Annotated in this window: 16 protein-coding genes, 1 other RNA gene and 1 pseudogene; 7 read left to right on the top strand and 11 right to left on the bottom strand. The window is 53.5% G+C overall.

Annotation, left to right across the window (positions count from 1 at the left end; all coding sequences use genetic code 11):
- Window positions 1-9 precede the first annotated feature (9 nt).
- The 4 genes from PPOP_RS16200 to PPOP_RS16215 all read right to left on the bottom strand — a co-directional run bounded on the left by PPOP_RS16200 (window position 10) and on the right by PPOP_RS16215 (window position 5,749).
- On the bottom strand, window positions 10-1,941 hold the full coding sequence (locus PPOP_RS16200) for a FecR domain-containing protein (RefSeq protein ID WP_006287716.1): 1,932 nt from the start codon (window positions 1,939-1,941) through the stop codon (window positions 10-12).
- Between the two features lie 64 nt (window positions 1,942-2,005).
- The gene (locus PPOP_RS16205) at window positions 2,006-3,889 is read right to left on the bottom strand and encodes a CHASE2 domain-containing protein (protein ID WP_006287717.1); all 1,884 of its coding nucleotides are present in this window, start codon (window positions 3,887-3,889) and stop codon (window positions 2,006-2,008) included.
- A 249-nt stretch (window positions 3,890-4,138) separates the two neighbouring features.
- The gene (locus tag PPOP_RS16210) at window positions 4,139-4,372 is read right to left on the bottom strand and encodes a ferredoxin (protein WP_006287718.1); all 234 of its coding nucleotides are present in this window, start codon (window positions 4,370-4,372) and stop codon (window positions 4,139-4,141) included.
- A gap of 75 nt (window positions 4,373-4,447) precedes the next feature.
- The gene (locus tag PPOP_RS16215) at window positions 4,448-5,749 is read right to left on the bottom strand and encodes a DNA polymerase IV (RefSeq protein WP_006287719.1); all 1,302 of its coding nucleotides are present in this window, start codon (window positions 5,747-5,749) and stop codon (window positions 4,448-4,450) included.
- A 400-nt stretch (window positions 5,750-6,149) separates the two neighbouring features.
- Here PPOP_RS16215 and PPOP_RS24570 point away from each other — a divergent pair.
- Window positions 6,150-6,302: pseudogene (locus tag PPOP_RS24570) on the top strand (alpha-isopropylmalate synthase regulatory domain-containing protein); the annotation flags it as partial.
- Window positions 6,303-6,349: 47 nt separating this feature from the next.
- Here the strand turns inward: PPOP_RS24570 and PPOP_RS16220 are convergent.
- A complete protein-coding gene (locus PPOP_RS16220; protein WP_006287720.1) occupies window positions 6,350-6,913 on the bottom strand; it encodes a TlpA family protein disulfide reductase in 564 nt (187 codons plus the stop codon).
- 213 nt (window positions 6,914-7,126) lie between these two features.
- On the opposite strand from PPOP_RS16220, the gene PPOP_RS16225 reads away from it, so the two are divergent.
- Both PPOP_RS16225 and PPOP_RS16230 read left to right on the top strand, forming a co-directional pair.
- Window positions 7,127-8,335 (top strand): MFS transporter, encoded by a 1,209-nt coding sequence (locus PPOP_RS16225; RefSeq protein ID WP_042229362.1) that lies wholly within the window; start codon window positions 7,127-7,129, stop codon window positions 8,333-8,335.
- Between the two features lie 371 nt (window positions 8,336-8,706).
- Window positions 8,707-9,390 (top strand): zinc metallopeptidase, encoded by a 684-nt coding sequence (locus tag PPOP_RS16230; RefSeq protein ID WP_042229364.1) that lies wholly within the window; start codon window positions 8,707-8,709, stop codon window positions 9,388-9,390.
- 88 nt (window positions 9,391-9,478) lie between these two features.
- Here the strand turns inward: PPOP_RS16230 and gltC are convergent, their stop codons facing one another.
- Both gltC and PPOP_RS16240 read right to left on the bottom strand, forming a co-directional pair.
- Entirely contained in the window at window positions 9,479-10,429 is a 951-nt protein-coding gene (gltC, locus tag PPOP_RS16235) for a glutamate biosynthesis transcriptional regulator GltC (protein WP_042229366.1), read from the bottom strand.
- 55 nt (window positions 10,430-10,484) lie between these two features.
- Window positions 10,485-11,084 (bottom strand): rhomboid family intramembrane serine protease, encoded by a 600-nt coding sequence (locus tag PPOP_RS16240; RefSeq protein ID WP_042229368.1) that lies wholly within the window; start codon window positions 11,082-11,084, stop codon window positions 10,485-10,487.
- A gap of 170 nt (window positions 11,085-11,254) precedes the next feature.
- Here PPOP_RS16240 and tpx point away from each other — a divergent pair, with 170 nt between their 5' ends.
- Window positions 11,255-11,767, top strand: a complete 513-nt coding sequence (gene tpx, locus PPOP_RS16245) for a thiol peroxidase (RefSeq protein WP_042229370.1) — start codon at window positions 11,255-11,257, stop codon at window positions 11,765-11,767.
- 101 nt (window positions 11,768-11,868) lie between these two features.
- On the opposite strand, the gene PPOP_RS16250 is transcribed toward tpx, so the two are convergent.
- The 3 genes from PPOP_RS16250 to PPOP_RS16255 all read right to left on the bottom strand — a co-directional run bounded on the left by PPOP_RS16250 (window position 11,869) and on the right by PPOP_RS16255 (window position 13,527).
- Window positions 11,869-12,261, bottom strand: a complete 393-nt coding sequence (locus PPOP_RS16250) for a DUF1499 domain-containing protein (protein ID WP_006287726.1) — start codon at window positions 12,259-12,261, stop codon at window positions 11,869-11,871.
- A gap of 152 nt (window positions 12,262-12,413) precedes the next feature.
- Window positions 12,414-12,595: non-coding RNA, 6S RNA (gene ssrS / locus PPOP_RS20990), on the bottom strand.
- Window positions 12,596-12,696: 101 nt separating this feature from the next.
- Window positions 12,697-13,527 carry a YesL family protein gene (locus tag PPOP_RS16255; protein WP_042229372.1) on the bottom strand — a complete coding sequence of 277 codons (831 nt, stop codon included), beginning with the start codon at window positions 13,525-13,527 and terminating at the stop codon, window positions 12,697-12,699.
- Window positions 13,528-13,719: 192 nt separating this feature from the next.
- Between PPOP_RS16255 and PPOP_RS20995 the strand changes: the two genes are divergently transcribed.
- Entirely contained in the window at window positions 13,720-13,821 is a 102-nt protein-coding gene (locus tag PPOP_RS20995) for a sporulation protein YjcZ (RefSeq protein WP_093471082.1), read from the top strand.
- A gap of 147 nt (window positions 13,822-13,968) precedes the next feature.
- Complete coding sequence (locus PPOP_RS22915) at window positions 13,969-14,121, top strand: hypothetical protein (protein ID WP_159101851.1); 153 nt, start codon at window positions 13,969-13,971, stop codon at window positions 14,119-14,121.
- A 113-nt stretch (window positions 14,122-14,234) separates the two neighbouring features.
- Here the strand turns inward: PPOP_RS22915 and cshA are convergent, their stop codons facing one another.
- Complete coding sequence (cshA, locus tag PPOP_RS16260) at window positions 14,235-15,779, bottom strand: degradosome RNA helicase CshA (RefSeq protein WP_042229374.1); 1,545 nt, start codon at window positions 15,777-15,779, stop codon at window positions 14,235-14,237.
- A gap of 270 nt (window positions 15,780-16,049) precedes the next feature.
- On the opposite strand from cshA, the gene PPOP_RS16265 reads away from it, so the two are divergent.
- Complete coding sequence (locus PPOP_RS16265; RefSeq protein ID WP_006287730.1) at window positions 16,050-16,877, top strand: YitT family protein; 828 nt, start codon at window positions 16,050-16,052, stop codon at window positions 16,875-16,877.
- Window positions 16,878-17,170: the final 293 nt, after the last annotated feature.

Below are 17,170 nucleotides of genomic sequence, written 5' to 3' on the forward strand. Positions count from 1 at the left end.
CTTTATGACTTATGGATTCACTTTAATTTCCAGCGGCTGCTCCATCGGGGCGATCGAGTGAGCCGTTCCTGCCGCGTCATAGAACCGGATGTCAGATACCGTGAAGGTCATCGTCTCACCCGGTTCGGCAATATATGGAAGCGAAAGCATCATGTCATCGCTGTCCAGCCGGATGGGTCCGGGCTTCGTGACGAGAATCCGGTACAATACCCGGTTACCGGTGACCGATACCGCGTCCACGCTGTTCTTTTCATGAAATTTATCCGGGCTCAACGCAATATTGAATTTACCGCTACCATGCCGGTATTGCCCGGCATTCTGATCAAGCGTGTACCGATCGATCGTCCCCCCGCTCGCATGGACAGCGAACTGGATGCCGACGACGTCAACCGCTTCCGTCAATCGCTTCAATACAGCCGTAATCTCGACTGTGGCTCCTGCCTGCACTTCCGTCGCGCTTGCAGTCAGCTCCAGCACATCCTTCTGCAGTTCTGGATCCGGATCAGGAGCCGGGTTAGGCTCTGAAGCCGGGTCAGGCTCTGGATCAGGTATCGGATCAGGCCCAGGGTTCGGGCTGGGCATCTTTTCATTCCCAGGCGAGTTCGCCGAAGTCCCCACCGTTGCGCTGCCTGTCTGTGGATCCTCGACGAACATTGCCGATGCCATCCCGTTCTCGCGCACTTCAATGCGGGCCTTCTTCAAGTCCTCGGCAAAGCGCTCACGTTCCTTTTTCTCTAGCGATACTGCATATTCTCGCTCCAACTGCTGCTGCCGTTCCCGATCGAGCTTCTCCTGCTGCTGTCGGCGCGCTTCCTCTTCCTTGGATAGATCCGGATCGGCAGCGGAAACGGCTTCCTCCAGGCGGCTATGCGCTTCCTTCTTCTGGGCGATGCGCTCCCGTTCGCCCTCCGTGAGCTGCAGGGCGGCGTCGCTCCAAGCCATGCCCGAAGCCGCCGCTTCGGCTGCCGTCAGTCTCCCTGCCTCAAGCGCCGCTCTGACGATGACGCCGTGGAACGCGACCAGATTGCGTAGAACCCGGTTTTCCGCCTCATTCCGCTCCTCGACCGAAGTTCTATGGCCCGCCTTATCCGTCCCGAGCTCTAGGAAGCTGTCAAGCAGGAGACATGATGTTCCGTCCGCCGAGGCCGGTTCAGCCGGGCAGGACGATTCCTGCCATTCCCGGAGCAAGCGGCCGTTCTCCTCGGCCGCGTCGCGGAAGCCGCTAACCATCGCCCGCAGCACGGCAGGATCAAGCTCTGCCGCGAGTGAACCGGGATCCGCATAGGCGAACAAGGCTTCCACTCCTCCAGACTTCAACGGAACGAAGCTGGCGGCCTGCGCCGGATACACATCCCGCTCGAACAGCCACTTCATTGGAGTGCCCCGCATGACGGAATTCGTATCGATGTTGCGGTACTGCGTGCGGACCACGCCGGCGGTAACATGCAGATCCGTCCATCCGGCGTCGGGATCGACGCGCACGGCGAACTGAGTGCCGCGGACAGCCATTACGGTCGTAGGAGTTTCCAATTCGAAGCGATCGTCCGCCCCTATAATCGACTTCACTTTGGCAAAGACGGAACCGGCCCATACTCCGATTTTCGTCTTAGCCCCTTTTTCCCCATCCAATTCCGTAAAGGCAACATTTGCCTCTTCTCCGATCGTCAGTTCATCCTCCTTATCCCCGCCGACCAGTTGAAGCTCGACGTGGGATTTCGATCCGGTGACAATCCGGTCCCCTTGGTTGATGCTCATATTTTTAAATATTCGCAGCGGTTTGCTGCCGCCTGATTTCTTCACTGTGGCCGTTCCTTTCCATGCCTTCACGAGAGCCACACGCACTGCTTTTTCGTCAGCCGCAGCCGGCACAGGCCGGATTAGTTCGACCAACAATAGGGAGCATGCGATGATGAGCATCAGACTCCATCTCCGTCGTTGCACGTTATCCCTCCTCTCTCTTTCTATCGGATGAAAAAGGCAGAATTGCGAGCATTTTATTACTTTCTCATCCTATTTGTGTTGGAAGTTCTTCCGTCCTAAAACAGGCCTCTTCTTGTTCCGTCAGCAATTCGTAGACGAGAACCGGCTCCGATTTGCCCTTCAGCTTGAGAAGCCCTACCTCGGACATCTTGAACCGGCTGCCAAGGCGGCGCACCGTTTCTTCTCCGACAAGCACCTGTCCCGGCTTGGCTTGGGATTCTAAGCGGGCGGCGGTGTTAACCGTGTCACCAATCGCCGTGTAATCGAGCCGGAGCGCTTCTGAGCCGATATTGCCGACGATCGCTTCGCCGCTCTGGATCCCGATGCCGAACTGAACGGCGATATCCTTCACTGCCAACGTTTGCTTCAATAGCTCGGCCCGTCTTACCAAGCTTAAGGCGGCTTGGAGCGCATGTTCTTCATGCCGTTCCAGTGGATAGGGAGCGCCGAAGATTGCCATGACGCCATCGCCGATGAACTTATCCAGCGTCCCCTGGTGGCAGAAGATGACGTCGGCGCAGGCATGCAAATATTGATTGAGCACCTGGATCGTCTCCTCCGGGGCCAACCGTTCGGAGAGTGGAGTGAACCCTCGAATATCAATGAACATGACGGTAATATCGCAGCGCGTTCCGCCGACCCGAATCGGCTCCCTGGAACGCAACAGATCCGTTACGACAGCGGGCGACACGTACCGCCCGAACAGCTCTTCCACCTGCTGGCGCGCCTGCCACTCCTCCCGGCTGCGATAGACGACAAGCAGTGTATAGGAGGCAGTCATCCCGCATATTTCCGTGAAATACGGAATGAATACCGAGCCGGTCTCATAGACCGCGATCCAGAGCAAAGTATATATGCTGGCGAGCAGCAGCACGCATCCTGCCCCCATCCGGACCCGATTCCCGCACCAAGCGGCAGCGGCAATACCAACTGCGAGCGCGAACACGTTCCAGCCGAAGAGAGCTTCCTTATAGAAGCGCCCCTCCATGAGCGATTGAACCATATTCGCATGGATCTCCACGCCGTGGAGCGTCATTGTCCGACTGAGCGGCGTCATATGCTTGTCGCTGAGCGAGGTCGCATACGGACCGATGAGGACCGTCGTGTCTTTGTAATACTCCGCATCGACGGCGCCGGTCAGCACATCGATGAACGACTGGCGATCGTATCCGTTCAGTTCGCTCTCTCCATAACCGTAAGCGGATGTAAAGAAATCGGTTGCCACTTGATGCCGGGCGTCCGTCGGAATCAGCTTGTCCCCCCGCAGCCAAACCTGCTTCTTCTCTTCCCAACGGATTCTTTCCCCTTCGGGCAGCATCCGGTTCGCGAGCAGTACGTCGAGCGATGGAATCAGTTCGCCATTCTTGCCGCGCAGCCCGAGCGTCATATGCCGGACGACTCCGTCCGGATCGGGAAGCACATTCACATGGCCCAGTTGCTCCTCCCGCACATGGAGAGAAGCGGTCGGCCGATCGACGCGATTGACGAGCAGCGCTTCCCCGTTAGGCTGACGGGATTGCAAGGTGACCTGCACCGGCAGGTAGACTTGGGGATAGCGCTGCAACTGTTCGGACAGCAGCGCATCATCCTGCTCATCCGCAGCCGGATCGATGAGAAGCAGGTCCAGCGCCACCGACTTGGCTCCCGCTTCCATCAGGTTCTTGATCATATCTGCATATACGCTGCGCGGCCAAGGAAATGGCCCCAACTGATTCAAGGACTCTTCGTCAATCGCGATAATTTTGATCCGATCGTCGGGAGCCTGCTCCGCCACGCTCTTGGTGCGCAGCGCATCACGAAGAGCATCCTCCGCCATCTGGAACGTGCCCCCGTTTCCGTAGCAATACATATACACCGCAATGATGGTGACGAGGGCCGCGATACCAAGCGGAACTCCGTAATTCTTCATCCCAGCCCTCCCCTGGTTGCCAAAATAAAAACGGTCCATCTTTTCAAGTGTTTAACTATAACATTGTAGAACGAGAAATGCATTCTTGGCAATGTCACTGACCCCGCTCGGTTTGCTTGTAGCGAAGCCGTTGTGAAAAGAAAAAGCCTGCCAGTTTACATGAATTTTATACCTATAGAAATCTTGCCATAAATAAAAAAATCCCCGCTCTATGCAGGGACGAGCTCACTCTATGTTGATGCGACGCAGTTAGTTGAAAGGCGCATCCGCGATCTTGATCGAATCCGTAGGGCAGCCGTCAGCCGCATCCTGCAGATCATCGAATAGATCTTCTGGAATCTCGGTGATTCCTTGGTTGTTGTCGCCTTCGTATATCACTTCTGCGATGCCTTCATCGTCGTAATCGTATATATCCGGAGCGGTTGCGCCGCACGCTCCACAAGCGATGCATGTGTCTTTATCTACCCAAGTATATTTTGCCATTGGTTCGTTCCCTCCTGATCAGAACAGTTCGTCATGGTTCCTCCGTAATTAATATAATACAAACAGGGTTCAAATTCAAACGAAATCCTCGCCTTTATCGCGTCTCACGCGGATTTCCGATGCCGGGGCAGCATGAATCGGAGCCGAAGGATCGTCTCCCAGCATGCCCAAAGTGACGAGCGCGTTCTCCCCGTACTTGTCCCGGATCTGGTCCATCACCTGGATTAACCGCTCCCGCTTCGGCTGCTGCTCGAAGTCGAATAAATCGAGTTGAATCGCCGCTGCCTCCTTCGCTACCATGTTCTGTCCCGTAATTCCGAGCAGCCGTATCGGCCGATCCTCCGGCCAATGCTGCTTATACAAGCGCCATGCTTCTTCCAGCAGGTAAGCCGCATCGTCGGTTGGCGATTCCATCGTCACCGATCGCGTAATCGTCTTCATCTCCGGCGTGCGGATCGTGATCTGAACGGTCTGCGCCATCAGTCGCTGGCTGCGCATGCGGCGGGCCACTTGATCGGCAAGATAGAGCAGCACACGGCGGACATCCTCCTTCGCGGTCACATCTTGCGGCAATGTCGTCGTATGTCCGACAGACTTGTTCGGCCCCCGTTCCGGGCGAACAGGGCCTTCATCCACCCCGTTCGCCGCCCGCTTCATCCAGTGGCCCTGGACGCCGAACAACGAGACGAGACGGTCTTCATCCGTGTGCGCCAGCTCGCCAATGGTGCGGATGCCCGATCGCGAGAGCTTCATGGCCGTCTTCTGGCCAATGCCGAACAGTTCGCCGCACGGCCTGTTCCAGAGCAGCTTCGGCACATCCCGGATGCGGAGCACCGTGATGCCGTTCGGCTTCTTCATATCCGAAGCCATCTTCGCCAGCAACTTGTTCGGCGCGATGCCGATCGAGCATGGCAGCGACAGTTCTCCGCGGATGCGCTGCTGCAGCTCGTTCGCGATCTCAAGCGGCGTGCCGAATAACTTCGAGCCGCTAATATCCAAATAGCATTCGTCAATGGAGACGACTTCAACCAACGGGGTATAATCACGCGCAATAGCAATAAATGCCTGTGAGTAACGCCGATACAGATAGAAATCCGGGCGAATCAAGACAAGCTGGGGACATAGGCGCAACGCCTGCTTCACGAGCATGCCGGTGCGGACGCCTCTTTGCCGGGCCGCATAGGAGCAAGTAACAATAATCCCTTTGCGCAGCTCGATGCTGCCCGCGACGGCCGTCGGCTTGCCCCGATACGTCTTTGGATCCTCGGCTTCATGAACAGAACAATAGAACGCGTTCATATCCACATGGAGGATGACACGACGCTTCGGCGGTTCATGTCGCTCAACCCGGTTACGTGCCTCTTCCTTATCGCCCATTTCTCTCCCCTTTCTTCCTAGATGGAAGTGTCCAACTACTCATGTCGGCAATAACTCCGATCCAGAACAACTGTTCCAGTACATTTTACTGCTTTCTTAACGCCAATACAACCGGACAATGATTGTACGTCTTTCTTTTGGATGTGATAATTAGGAAAAATATAGTTTTCGGACTATATCGTCCGTGCACGAAATTAAGGGGGTTCGAGCTGGACACCTTAGGGACTCAATACTGTGTTCTTCGAAGGCTACTAACATTATCCCGAGTACGCTGGCGACTGGAACACACGCGGAACCGTTCATCTTCGCTTCCTAATAAAATGCTCGTCGAGTCATCGGCCGATCGTTTGTCCATTCCGAAGCGATCGTGAAGCTGAATATTGGCAATGAGACCGTGTACATGGCTTACGAAAGCAGCGGTTCGGTGGATGCGCTTGACAACGCGCTTCGCAAAGCGTCCGCCCGCCACTACCCTTTTTTAAGATATGCATTCACCGAATATAAAGTACGTATATTGGACGAGAATGATACGACAGCCGCCAAGGTGAGGGTGCTCATCGAGTCGACCGATTCCCAACATACCTGGAGCTCGAGCCGGTCTCATTCTATCACCTTTTCGATGGCCTTCTCCAATTCCTTCAGCGGGCGCAGCCCGATGAAGAACTCCCGGATGACACCGTTTTTGTCGATCAAAATATTGGTCGGAAAGGCAATGCCGTTATACAGCTTATAGGCCTCTCCCTTCTCGTCCCACAGCACCGGGCTGACCATGTGGTAGTCGTTCACGAACTCCTTTGCTTTCTCCTTTGTATCATAATTCGACACATTGACCGATAGAAGATTCAATTTATCCTTATATTTGGCGTGCAATTTGACAAGATCGGGCGCTTCTGCCTGGCATGGCGTGCACCAGGAAGCCCAGAAATTCAAGAAGATCGGTTTATCCTGCTTGCCGCCCACCTTATATTTAGTTCCTTCGGTCGTTTCCAGCGTGAACGACGGCGCCAGCTTCCCCATTTGGGGTCCTGTCTCCACCGGCAGAGCGCTCCCGCCCGCGCCTTGCTTCATTTCGGTCGAAGAGGTGGGAGACGGGCTTAGATTCTGCCACACGCCGAAGAGAATGAACAGCACGCCAACAATAAGCACGCCTGCACTTTTTTTCATTTACGGCTTCTCTCCTTATATATGTTCTCGCATATATGTTCTCGTATGTTCTCGACGATATGTGCTTTTGTATGTATTATATCCTTTTTCTACATAAAATACGCTCCTTTCAGCCATCCGCCCGCGGGTATGACTCTATCCTCCCCTGGGAATAGTAACGACGTGCTTGCAATCATTGCCCCTTTAAAAATTACGCAGGAAAGGAACCTGATCATGGCCAAACAACGAAACTCCTCTCTATGGGTTGAGTATATGGCGATCGCCACCGTACCGCTTGTGCTCGTGCTGGGCAACTCCATGCTTGTTCCCATTTTACCGGAGGTCAAACGTCATCTGCATCTGACTCAACTGCAGACCAGTCTTATCATTACGTTGTTCTCCGTATCGGCGGGCCTGATTATTCCGATCGCAGGCTACTTGTCGGATCGCTTCGGACGCAAGGCGATCATCATTCCTTCCCTCATCATATATGGGGCAGCAGGTATCGTCACCGGCCTCGGTGCGTTATGGGAATCCTACGCCATCCTTATCGGTTTCCGTGCGGTCCAAGGGCTGGGAGCGGCAGGAACAGCCTCAATCGCGATGGCGCTGGTCGGCGATCTGTACAAGGACGCCCAGGAAAGCCAGGCTTTGGGCCTGATAGAAGCTTCCAATGGCAGCGGCAAGGTCATTAGTCCGATTCTCGGTTCGGCGCTTGCCCTGTGGACGTGGACAGCGCCCTTTTTTGCGTTTCCCGTATTTTGCGCCTTATCGCTGGTTGCAGTCATCTTCCTGATTAAGGAACCGGAACGGAAGCAGAAGCCGCAGCCGCTCACAACATATATCCGCAACCTCGGACAAGTTTTTAGGCAGCACGGCCGCTGGCTCGTGCCTGCCTTTTTTTCCGGGGCGCTGTCTTTATTCATCCTGTTCGGTATCCTCTTCTATTTGTCCGACACTTTGGAGGAAAAGCCATACCATTTGAAAGGCATTGTCAAAGGTCTTGTCCTTGCCATTCCGCTGCTTGGCATGGTGGCGACCGCCTATATTACCGGTTCGCTCATCAAGAAGAACGGCGTGCTGATTCGCTGGCTCATGAATATCGGCCTGCTGCTTATGGCGGTCTCGCTTGGATGCACGATTTTCTTCTATAAATATGTGTACGGCTTTATCGCGCTCATTACCGTGAGCAGTATTGGGACAGGCTTAGTGCTGCCATGCCTGAACACGATGATTACCGGAACGGTGAAGAAAGCGCAGCGCGGCATGATTATATCGCTCTATAGCAGCCTTCGCTTCCTCGGAGTCGCCTTCGGACCGCCGCTATTCAGTTGGATGATGGACAAGTCCCACCGCCTCATTTTTATCGTCGTTACGGTTCTGTCCGTCATCGCGCTTATCCTCGTGTTGTTGTTCATCAAGCCCGACAAAAAGGTGCGCTAACCGGCTTTTTCCTATTGTTCCCGGGGAAGGATGCTCCCGGTCCTTACAAACCATTCGTTCAAAAAATTTACCTTTTCGAAAAAACGTCACGTTTGACTGTATGGTTTGATTTTTAGTATCATAGTAATAAACAAGAGAGGTGAGGACGATAGGAATAAGCCGTTCATTCGGATCGGAGAACTTCCCCGTGCAGCGAAGATACGAACTATCGTCTGTACAGCCTGGAAGCGATCGGGCGGATGAAATGTATGCTTCAAATGAAGAGAGAAAAATATTGTGGAGCAAATCCTTTCTTGATAAGAACAATCATTTCATGATGTGACAGGTCCAGAATAAGCTCTGAGGATCTGTACTGGATAGGGGGTAACCATATGTCTTTATTTCATCCTATGAATTTTTTAATTTTTATTGCTCTTGGAATCTCGATCTGGGCCCAATTCCGCGTTAAGGGAACGTTCAACCGCTACGCGGAAGTACAGGCCATCAGCGGCATGACCGGCTACGAAGCGGCTCGGCGCTTGCTTGATGCGAACGGATTGCATAACGTTCCGATCGAGCCGGTGCAGGGAGCCTTGACCGACCACTATGATCCGATTCATCGGGTCGTCCGGCTGTCCGAGCCTGTCTATTACGAGAGCTCGATCTCGGCCATCTCGGTCGCATGCCACGAGGTCGGCCATGCGATTCAGCATCAGCAATCGTACCCGATGCTCGTACTGCGGCACCGCATCTTCCCGCTCGTCAATCTGACGTCAGGTGCTGCACCGTTCCTCATCATTGCCGGGCTGCTGTTTCAATGGTCGAACTTGCTCCTCGTCGGGATTTTGTTCTTCTCGGCCGCCGTACTGTTCCAACTCGTCACGCTGCCGGTCGAGTTCAACGCCAGCAACCGGGCGAGAGAGCTGATGGTGTCCGAAGGCTTCATTACGAATGAAGAGGAACGCGGCGTCGCCAAAGTATTGAACGCTGCCGCTCTGACATACGTTGCGGCCGCCCTCATCTCGCTTCTTGAACTGCTCAAGTTCATTATGATTTTTGCGAACAACCGGGATTAATCCCGCTACTAATTATTATTACAACAGCCCCTACCCCTGCGAAGCAGAAGGAAGGGGCTGTTCCATGTGCCGTCGGCTTCCGGCACGGCTACTGCAGCTCAAGCTCATCTGGCGCTGAGTCCGGCTTCCCCGGCCCGCTGACACCGCCCTCGTGTCCCCTAAAATATTGCAGCAAAAAGGTATGGAAGGTCTGCGCGACCAGCGGCAGCTTCTCGTCGATACGGCGAATAAGCCCGATGGAACGCGTGACCACCGGATCGATCACCTTTATGCGGGCCGGCTGAAGCTCCGATGTATGCTGGAGCGCCATATCCGGCAGCAGGCTGACTCCCATGCCGGCGGCCACGAGGCCTCGAATCGTCTCCGTCTCTTCCCCTTCGAAGCCGATATGCGGCGTGAAGCCTGCCTTCTTGCAAGCATCCCAAACGATCAGCCGCAGCGAATAACCGGGGCTGAACATGACGAACGTCTCTTCCTTTAACTGCTTCAGTGAAATCGTGTCCTCCCGGGCCAACGGATGGTTCGGCGGAAGGATGGCGAGCAATTCCTCGCTCAGGACAATCTCCCCGGTTACCATGTCGCTTTCCTTCGGATAGGGGGAGATGAAGGCGAGATCGACTTCGCCGGATACGATGTCCCGAATAAGAGACGGGTACATGCCCTGCTTGAACCGGAACTTCACATTCGGGTACTCCTTCCGGAACTCGGCCACCAGCTTCGGAATCAGATGAATCCCCAAGCTGTGCGGAAATCCGATTCGGATCTCTCCCAGTTCCGGATGCATGAATTCCTGCACCTCTTGAATTGCACGCTCCAGATCCTTCAGCACCACTTCCGCCCGGCTGCAGAACAACTGCCCTACCGGCGTCAGTTGGAGGTTGCGCCCTTTCTGAAGAAACAGCTTGACGCCAAGCTCCTCCTCTAGCTGGTGAATCTGTCGGCTTACGGCAGACTGGGCGACATGAAGCTCCTCCGCTGCCTGCGTCACATGCTCCTTTTGGGCTACCTTCACGAAGTACAACAATTGCCTAAGTTCCACGATTCTCTCGCTCCGTTCTACTCAATAATACAATTGTCGGGTGCATTGCCAGCCGTTACGATCGAACGCGCTGGAGTACGGCATACAACACGAATCCGGCCGCCATTCCGCCCAAATGGGCGCTCCAACTGATGCCAGTAATGACGAACGACTGCACAATCCCGATACCGAGAATAATCATTATTGTCTTCCGTGATGCCTGGTCGAGCGCCCACCGTTGAAAAATGGCTATGAACAGATAGGCTCCGTATACGCCATAAATCGCGCCTGAAGCTCCTACGGCCAACGTCCCCCATTCGGATAGGTACAAGGCCGCCGCATTGCCTAGCAGGCCGCTCAGCAGATACAGCACAGCATATTTGAATGAGCCGAGGATCCGTTCCATCGGCGGCGCGAACACAAAGAGCGAGAACATATTGAATAAGAGATGCTGGAAACCGGAATGCAGGAACATCGCGGTCGCCAGCCGCCAAGTCTCGCTTGCATACGGCTCCCACTTCAAGACGGCACCGAAGCGGAACAGGGTCATGTCGTCCTGACTTCCCCCATTCAACGCGAGCACGATGAACATCGCCACATTCGCGATAATGAGGAGCGTCGTTACCGGGAACTGCTTGATATAACTTCGCCAATTTTCATATCGGATAAATATCACAGGTAATCTCTTCCTCTCTCTGACGCCGGATTGAACTCTCCAATCGTTCTCATGGATACGGGGAACCTATCGCGAGCGGACATTGGACAATCGTACAAGCCAAGCTTTATAATGAAAAATAAGGTAAATCTCTATAGGTTTATGTTGCAGTATTGAAGGAGGCTAACTATATGTCGAATGAACGTCAAGCTACGCTTAAGGGCGATCCCATCACGTTGGTGGGGCCGGAATTGAAGGCAGGAGATAAGGCTCCTGAATTCCAGTTGAACAAATCGTTGACGGAGGTAGCTGGCCTTAACGATTTCGCAGGCAAGATTAAGCTCATCAGTGTCGTTCCTTCGATCGATACGGGAGTATGCGCTGCCCAGACCCGCCGCTTCAATGAAGAAGCAGGCAAGCTTGGCGACGATGTCGTCGTACTGACTGTCAGTGCCGATCTTCCGTTCGCGCAAGCCCGCTGGTGCGGCGCGGCAGGCGTAGAGAATGTCGTCATGCTGTCCGACTACAAGGGCAACACATTTGGTGAAGCCTATGGCGTTCTGATCAAGGAGCTTCAGCTCGATATGCGCTCCATCTTCGTCGTCGATGCAGACGACACGATTCGCTACGTCGAAGTGCTTGGCGAGATGACGGAGCATCCTAATTACGAGCAAGCGATCAAAGCAGTCAAAAGCTTGCTGTAATCCTCCGCTTCCTTGGAGAACAAAAGCGAGAGAAGAGTTTCGGCTCTCCTCTCGCTTTATCATCAGGCAGTGCCCACTGCCTCTATACGCTAGGCCGCTTCCTAACCATTTACTTTGTATGCCGCCAGCTTCTTGTCCAAGACAGCGAACAAATCGAGTACTACACGATAATTGGCGCCCAAATCACCTAATCCCCCGCGTGAAGCCGAGTAAATATCAACCGCCGTTCTCATCGGTCCCACGTTGATGACAGAGATAGTAATATCCATCGTCCGTCCGGTCATCGTCCGTTTCTCCATCGTGATTTCACCAACAGAAGCAACCTCATGAAGTATTTTGTACCCCTGAATCTTCTTCAATGTCGATGCGATTTCTCCCCATGCTTTATCCCGGGGCATTTGATAGTAATGCGTTTTCAATTTGGGATCTTTGGCATGATCACCGCTGGATTCAAAACTGCGAAGAATGCCGACCAATACTCGTTTGAGTGACAAGAGCGTGTTCCTCCTTTTCATGCCAACCGTTGCTCACTTATCTATAGTGTATCACTGTCCCGGAATTAACGGAAGGAAAAATGTGTCCAATAAAGAGAAACACACCTTCCATGCGAAGGGTCATTCACATGAAAGGTGGCTGAATGTCAATAGGAAAACCCGCCTATGCCGTTTGGCTCTAATGCTTCTGAACCTGCTCTGGCAGGTGGGTGTCCGCAAAAATGCTTTTGACTTCCCTTCGAGAGGGCTTGCCAGCTGCACTTCGATCTAGGACTCCCAAAGAAACAAACATTGGTTCAAAACAATGAAGCCGACACGTACATCGCAGGAAGTATTTTTATTATATAGCGCCGAGCATCAAATGTAAACTGGTACTTTGTCCCCATCATGTTAAGCGCGTACGGCAGCTTCCCGACACCTGGCAAGTCGTGCGGACTATGGACGGGAATGACGGTTCTTGTCTTCATGCTCCTGGACCAGAGTATGCTCGACTTCGTCGAAGGGCACTTCCTTGTCGGCATCCTTCTCCGGCTCTTCTTCCGCTTCCTCCTGCTCCTGCATGCGCTGATGCTGGTCCTGCATCTTCTGATAGATCGCATAGAAGTTGAAGAAAGCATAGTAAGCGATGACAGAGCCTGCGAAGAAGATGAGCAGGAACGGCCACTTGAACAAGCTGAAATATAAGATGGCACCGCTGACGACGGTCGTCATGATCATGCGGAACGGACGGAGCAGTGTCAGCAGGATGCTGTTCTTGACTAACTGAACCGTTTTCATACGATAGTGTGCCACCATCGAGAAAAAATGAAACAGCGACACGAACAAGACGATGAGCAGTCCAAGCATGATGAACCCGATCATCTGCATGGACTGGAGCTGCTTCATGTATACGGTATAATCCACATACATGATAACGAACAGAAGCGTATAGAAAATGCCGCCGACCATGGCTTGCTTATAGTTATCCTTATAACACTTGAAAAAGGTTGTGAACAATTTGACATCCGTATCTCCCATGACCCACTTGCGGCCTACCGAGAACATGGCGGCTGTCGCCGGGAAGAGCGTGAATGGGGCGCTAATCCCCATCATCCAGTTCATCGTAATCGATTCATTCGGCATGTTTTGCTGTAGGACTAGCAATTTGACCAGCAAAAAAAAGAAAAACGGGGCCGAACAGAGCAGCCATAGCACGTTCGTGACCGAAAATCGCATAATCCATTCCGAAATGCGGTAAAAGCCGCCCATTATCCCTCGAAATTCCAAGGTCATTCCCCCTCAAATACATCATGCTGTCCTATCTACTATAATACAAAGCTCCCCTGCTATGCCAGTGCCTATTTCCAGTACTCTGGGTGGTTGCCTCAGTCGCAAATGTCCCCCCGGCATATGATACTATTGTAATCCAAAACCTTTGAATGTTGTTTAAATGAATGTTGTATTAAAGGAGGTTGTAACATGAGCCACGTAGGAGGATACGGCGGTTACTGGACGTCGACAGGTACGATTCTCGTGTTGTTCATTCTGTTGGTTATCGTTAGCCGCGCCCTTATCATCTGATTCGGCGCCATAAACACAAAGAGACCGCAGTATAAGAGGCCACTGAAAAAGTCCTTCTCATGAAAAAAGGTACGGCTCCTCAAGAAAATTGAGGAGCCGTACCTTTTTTCGTTTATAATTAATGCATCATGGAAAGCAGGTGAGCGGATGATTCGACAACAACAAACCTTGGTTCTGAGTCCTTATGCGGCACTGTATGACATCGTTGTACCGAAGGACAATATGCTCCGACAAATCAATGAACTGGTTCTACTACTGCGATTAAAAGATATGAACCTGCTCGACATGCTCATCGGGTAGACAGTAGCTCTCGCGATCGAGCAGGGTATCTTAAAGAGTGTGGCCTCCAGTATAATGCGGTCTCTTTGTGTTGTCGTAATCGCATTGGCGGCTTCGGCCGTCCCAATTGACATCTATTCGTCGCGCTGGCGGCGTCCTCCATCGTTGGAGCGGCGCGGTCTGCGATCGCCGTTGCGGTCCCGGTTCTCTCCGCGGCTGCCGCCCCGATTGTCGCGGCCCTGTCCGCCACGGTTGTCCCTGCCGGAGCCTCCGCGACGATCCCCTTGGCGTCCACCCCGGTTATATGGCGCGGACAGCTTGCGTCCGCTGGAGCGCAGGTCCGGCTTGCGACGCTTCACGCGAATCGGCTCTTCCGGCGTTAGTGAAATCTGGACATCCTTCTTCTCGCCCGTCAGCAGCTTGAAGGCTGCGGACAGCAAACGCACTGAATCATACTGCTCGAGCAGATGAATCGCAATGCCCTTGTATTCGTTCAAATCGGTATCCTTCAGCATTTCCATCAGGCGTTCGGCAACGACGCGCTGCTTGCCCTCGATCGCATCCGCCAGCGTCGGTATCGGCTTGCGCGGGATGCGGTGCCGGGTAACCCGTTCGATGAAGTTCAGATGATCGATCTCGCGCGGCGTAACGAACGACCAGGCGCTGCCTTCCTTGCCCGCTCGGCCGGTACGGCCGATGCGGTGCACGTAGGATTCCGGATCCTGCGGCAGGTCGAAGTTGATGACATGGGTAACCCCGGAGACGTCCAAGCCCCGGGCAGCCACGTCGGTAGCGACAAGCACATCGATGCTGCCGTCGCGGAATTTACGCATGACGTTGTCACGCTGGTTCTGGGACAGATCTCCGTGCAAGCCGTCAGCGGAATAGCCGCGCTTCTGCAGTGCTTCAGACAGTTCGTCGACACGACGCTTCGTGCGGCCGAATACGATCGCCAACTCCGGCGACTCCATGTCGAGCAAGCGGCTCAACGCATCGAACTTCACCCGTTCAGGCACTTCGATATAGGCTTGTTCGATCAGCGGAGCGCTTACCTGCTTCGGTATGACGGAGACATGCTCGGGATCACGCAGGAATTGATTCGCCAGCTTCTGGATGTTCGGCGGCATCGTGGCCGAGAACAGCATCGTCTGGCGCTCTTCCGGCACGAGACTCAGAATCGACGTGATGTCTTCCATGAAGCCCATGTCGAGCATCTCGTCCGCCTCGTCCAATACGACGGTCTGGACATCGTTCAGACGAATCGTCTTGCGGTTAATGTGATCCAGCAAGCGGCCCGGCGTTCCGATAATAATCTGCGGGTGCTTCTTTAGTGCCCGTATCTGTCGGCCAATATCCTGTCCGCCGTAAATCGGCAGGGAACGAACTCCTTTGAATCGGGTCAGCTTGCCGATCTCTTCGGCTACCTGAATGGCTAGCTCGCGGGTAGGGGTCATTACGAGAGCAACCACTCGCTCTTCCGACGGGTCAATTTTAGAGATAAGCGGAATTCCAAATGCGGCGGTCTTGCCTGTTCCTGTCTGAGCCTGTCCAATCAAGTCACGTCCCATCATTGCTACCGGGATCGCTATTTCTTGAATCGGAGTGGCTTCTTCAAACCCTAATTCCGTAATCGCTTGAAGCAATTTCGGCTCCAGGCCGAGTTCTACAAATGTCTTCAATATATTCATACTCCTTCATTGTGGACAATCCACAGCCTTGTATGTATTCTTAAGTAGCGAAACAATGGTGACGAAAGACACTTCCAGCCATTCGTCTTCTCATATACAATGCGGAGGGGTCCTGCACGGCGGACCTCCACCCTGTAATCATATTATGGACATCGTGGGTAACATAAGCCTACTCAAGAATATCCAGCATATTATAACACAAATGATTGAAAGAATACCAGTTCCGAACTAACCAATACTACCTCATGAGGTGACATCACGTTGAAGCGAATTTTTCACTGCATCATCATCATTATCGGCGCCGCCTGCATCGCCGCCTCCTTCAATCTGTTCCTGCTCCCGCACCATTTGCTCAGCGGCGGGTTATCGGGCGTATCGCTCGTAACGAATTACTTGACCGGCTGGAATACAAGCGTCTTGTATTTCACCTTTAACCTTCCGATCCTGACCTGGGGCTGGTTCGTACTGGGCAAGCGATTCATCGGGTACAGCATTCTCAGCGTCACCGCCACGACCTGGCTGCTGACCGTCATTCCCGTCCATTCGGTGACCAATGAGCCGCTGCTTGCCGCTGTATTCGGCGGGACGCTCGTCGGGATCGGAAGCGGAATCTCGCTGCGCGTCGGCGGCTCGTCCGGCGGCTTCGACATCATCGGATCGATCGTGACCCGCTATCGCGATTTCTCGATTCAGAACATCCTGCTCGTGTTGAACGGCGCCGTTATTTTCTCGCACGGATACATAGCTCAGGAATGGGAACTTGTCCTCTATTCCATGGTGTCCATCTTCACGACGGGCAAGGTCATCGGCACGATTTACATCAACCATTACAAGGTGACCGTCTTTATCATTACCCGGGAGAAGGAAGCGCTTATCAACAAGCTGCTCTGTCTTCCGCATGGCGTAACCGTGATCAAAACGCGGGGCGCGTTCACCGATATCGAGAAGGATATGCTCATGACCGTGACGACACGCTACGAGCTGCCCGATCTGAAGCGCAGCATCATGGAGATCGATCCGAAGGCGTTCGTCAATATCGTGGAAACGGTCGGCGTTATCGGCAATTTCCGCCGCCCGCAGTCAAAGTAATCGTCCTGCGTCCAACAATGATCGAAGCCTGCCCCTAACCGAGGGCAGGCTTCGATCATCTTATGAATCCATCCGGACAACCTGCGATTTTAGAGGGCGCGCCGTTTTTTTCTCGAATACGCGGTACTCGTCGCGAACCCATTCTATCCGTTGTTTATGAACAGGCGATATCGCTGTTCCACCCTCAAAGTTATGGAAGACGTCAATTTCAGGCATTTCCGTCTCCAGCGCAATAACAAAATCCGGCTAACCGCATCGGATACAGTCAGCCGGATGTAATACGAGAGCCTAAG

The organism is Paenibacillus popilliae ATCC 14706 (assembly GCF_000315235.1).
GTDB classification, from domain to species: Bacteria; Bacillota; Bacilli; order Paenibacillales; family Paenibacillaceae; genus Paenibacillus_B; species Paenibacillus_B popilliae.

Bases quoted from the DNA above. Each gene is read 5' to 3' on its own strand.
- PPOP_RS16205 (WP_006287717.1), bottom strand. From the start codon at position 3,889: ATGAAGAATTACGGAGTTCCGCTTGGTATCGCGGCCCTCGTCACCATC.
- PPOP_RS16210 (WP_006287718.1), bottom strand. From the start codon at position 4,372: ATGGCAAAATATACTTGGGTAGATAAAGACACATGCATCGCTTGTGGA.
- PPOP_RS16215 (WP_006287719.1), bottom strand. From the start codon at position 5,749: ATGGGCGATAAGGAAGAGGCACGTAACCGGGTTGAGCGACATGAACCG.
- PPOP_RS16220 (WP_006287720.1), bottom strand. From the start codon at position 6,913: ATGAAAAAAAGTGCAGGCGTGCTTATTGTTGGCGTGCTGTTCATTCTC.
- PPOP_RS16225 (WP_042229362.1), top strand. From the start codon at position 7,127: ATGGCCAAACAACGAAACTCCTCTCTATGGGTTGAGTATATGGCGATC.
- PPOP_RS16230 (WP_042229364.1), top strand. From the start codon at position 8,707: ATGTCTTTATTTCATCCTATGAATTTTTTAATTTTTATTGCTCTTGGA.
- tpx (WP_042229370.1), top strand. From the start codon at position 11,255: ATGTCGAATGAACGTCAAGCTACGCTTAAGGGCGATCCCATCACGTTG.
- PPOP_RS20995 (WP_093471082.1), top strand. From the start codon at position 13,720: ATGAGCCACGTAGGAGGATACGGCGGTTACTGGACGTCGACAGGTACG.
- PPOP_RS22915 (WP_159101851.1), top strand. From the start codon at position 13,969: ATGATTCGACAACAACAAACCTTGGTTCTGAGTCCTTATGCGGCACTG.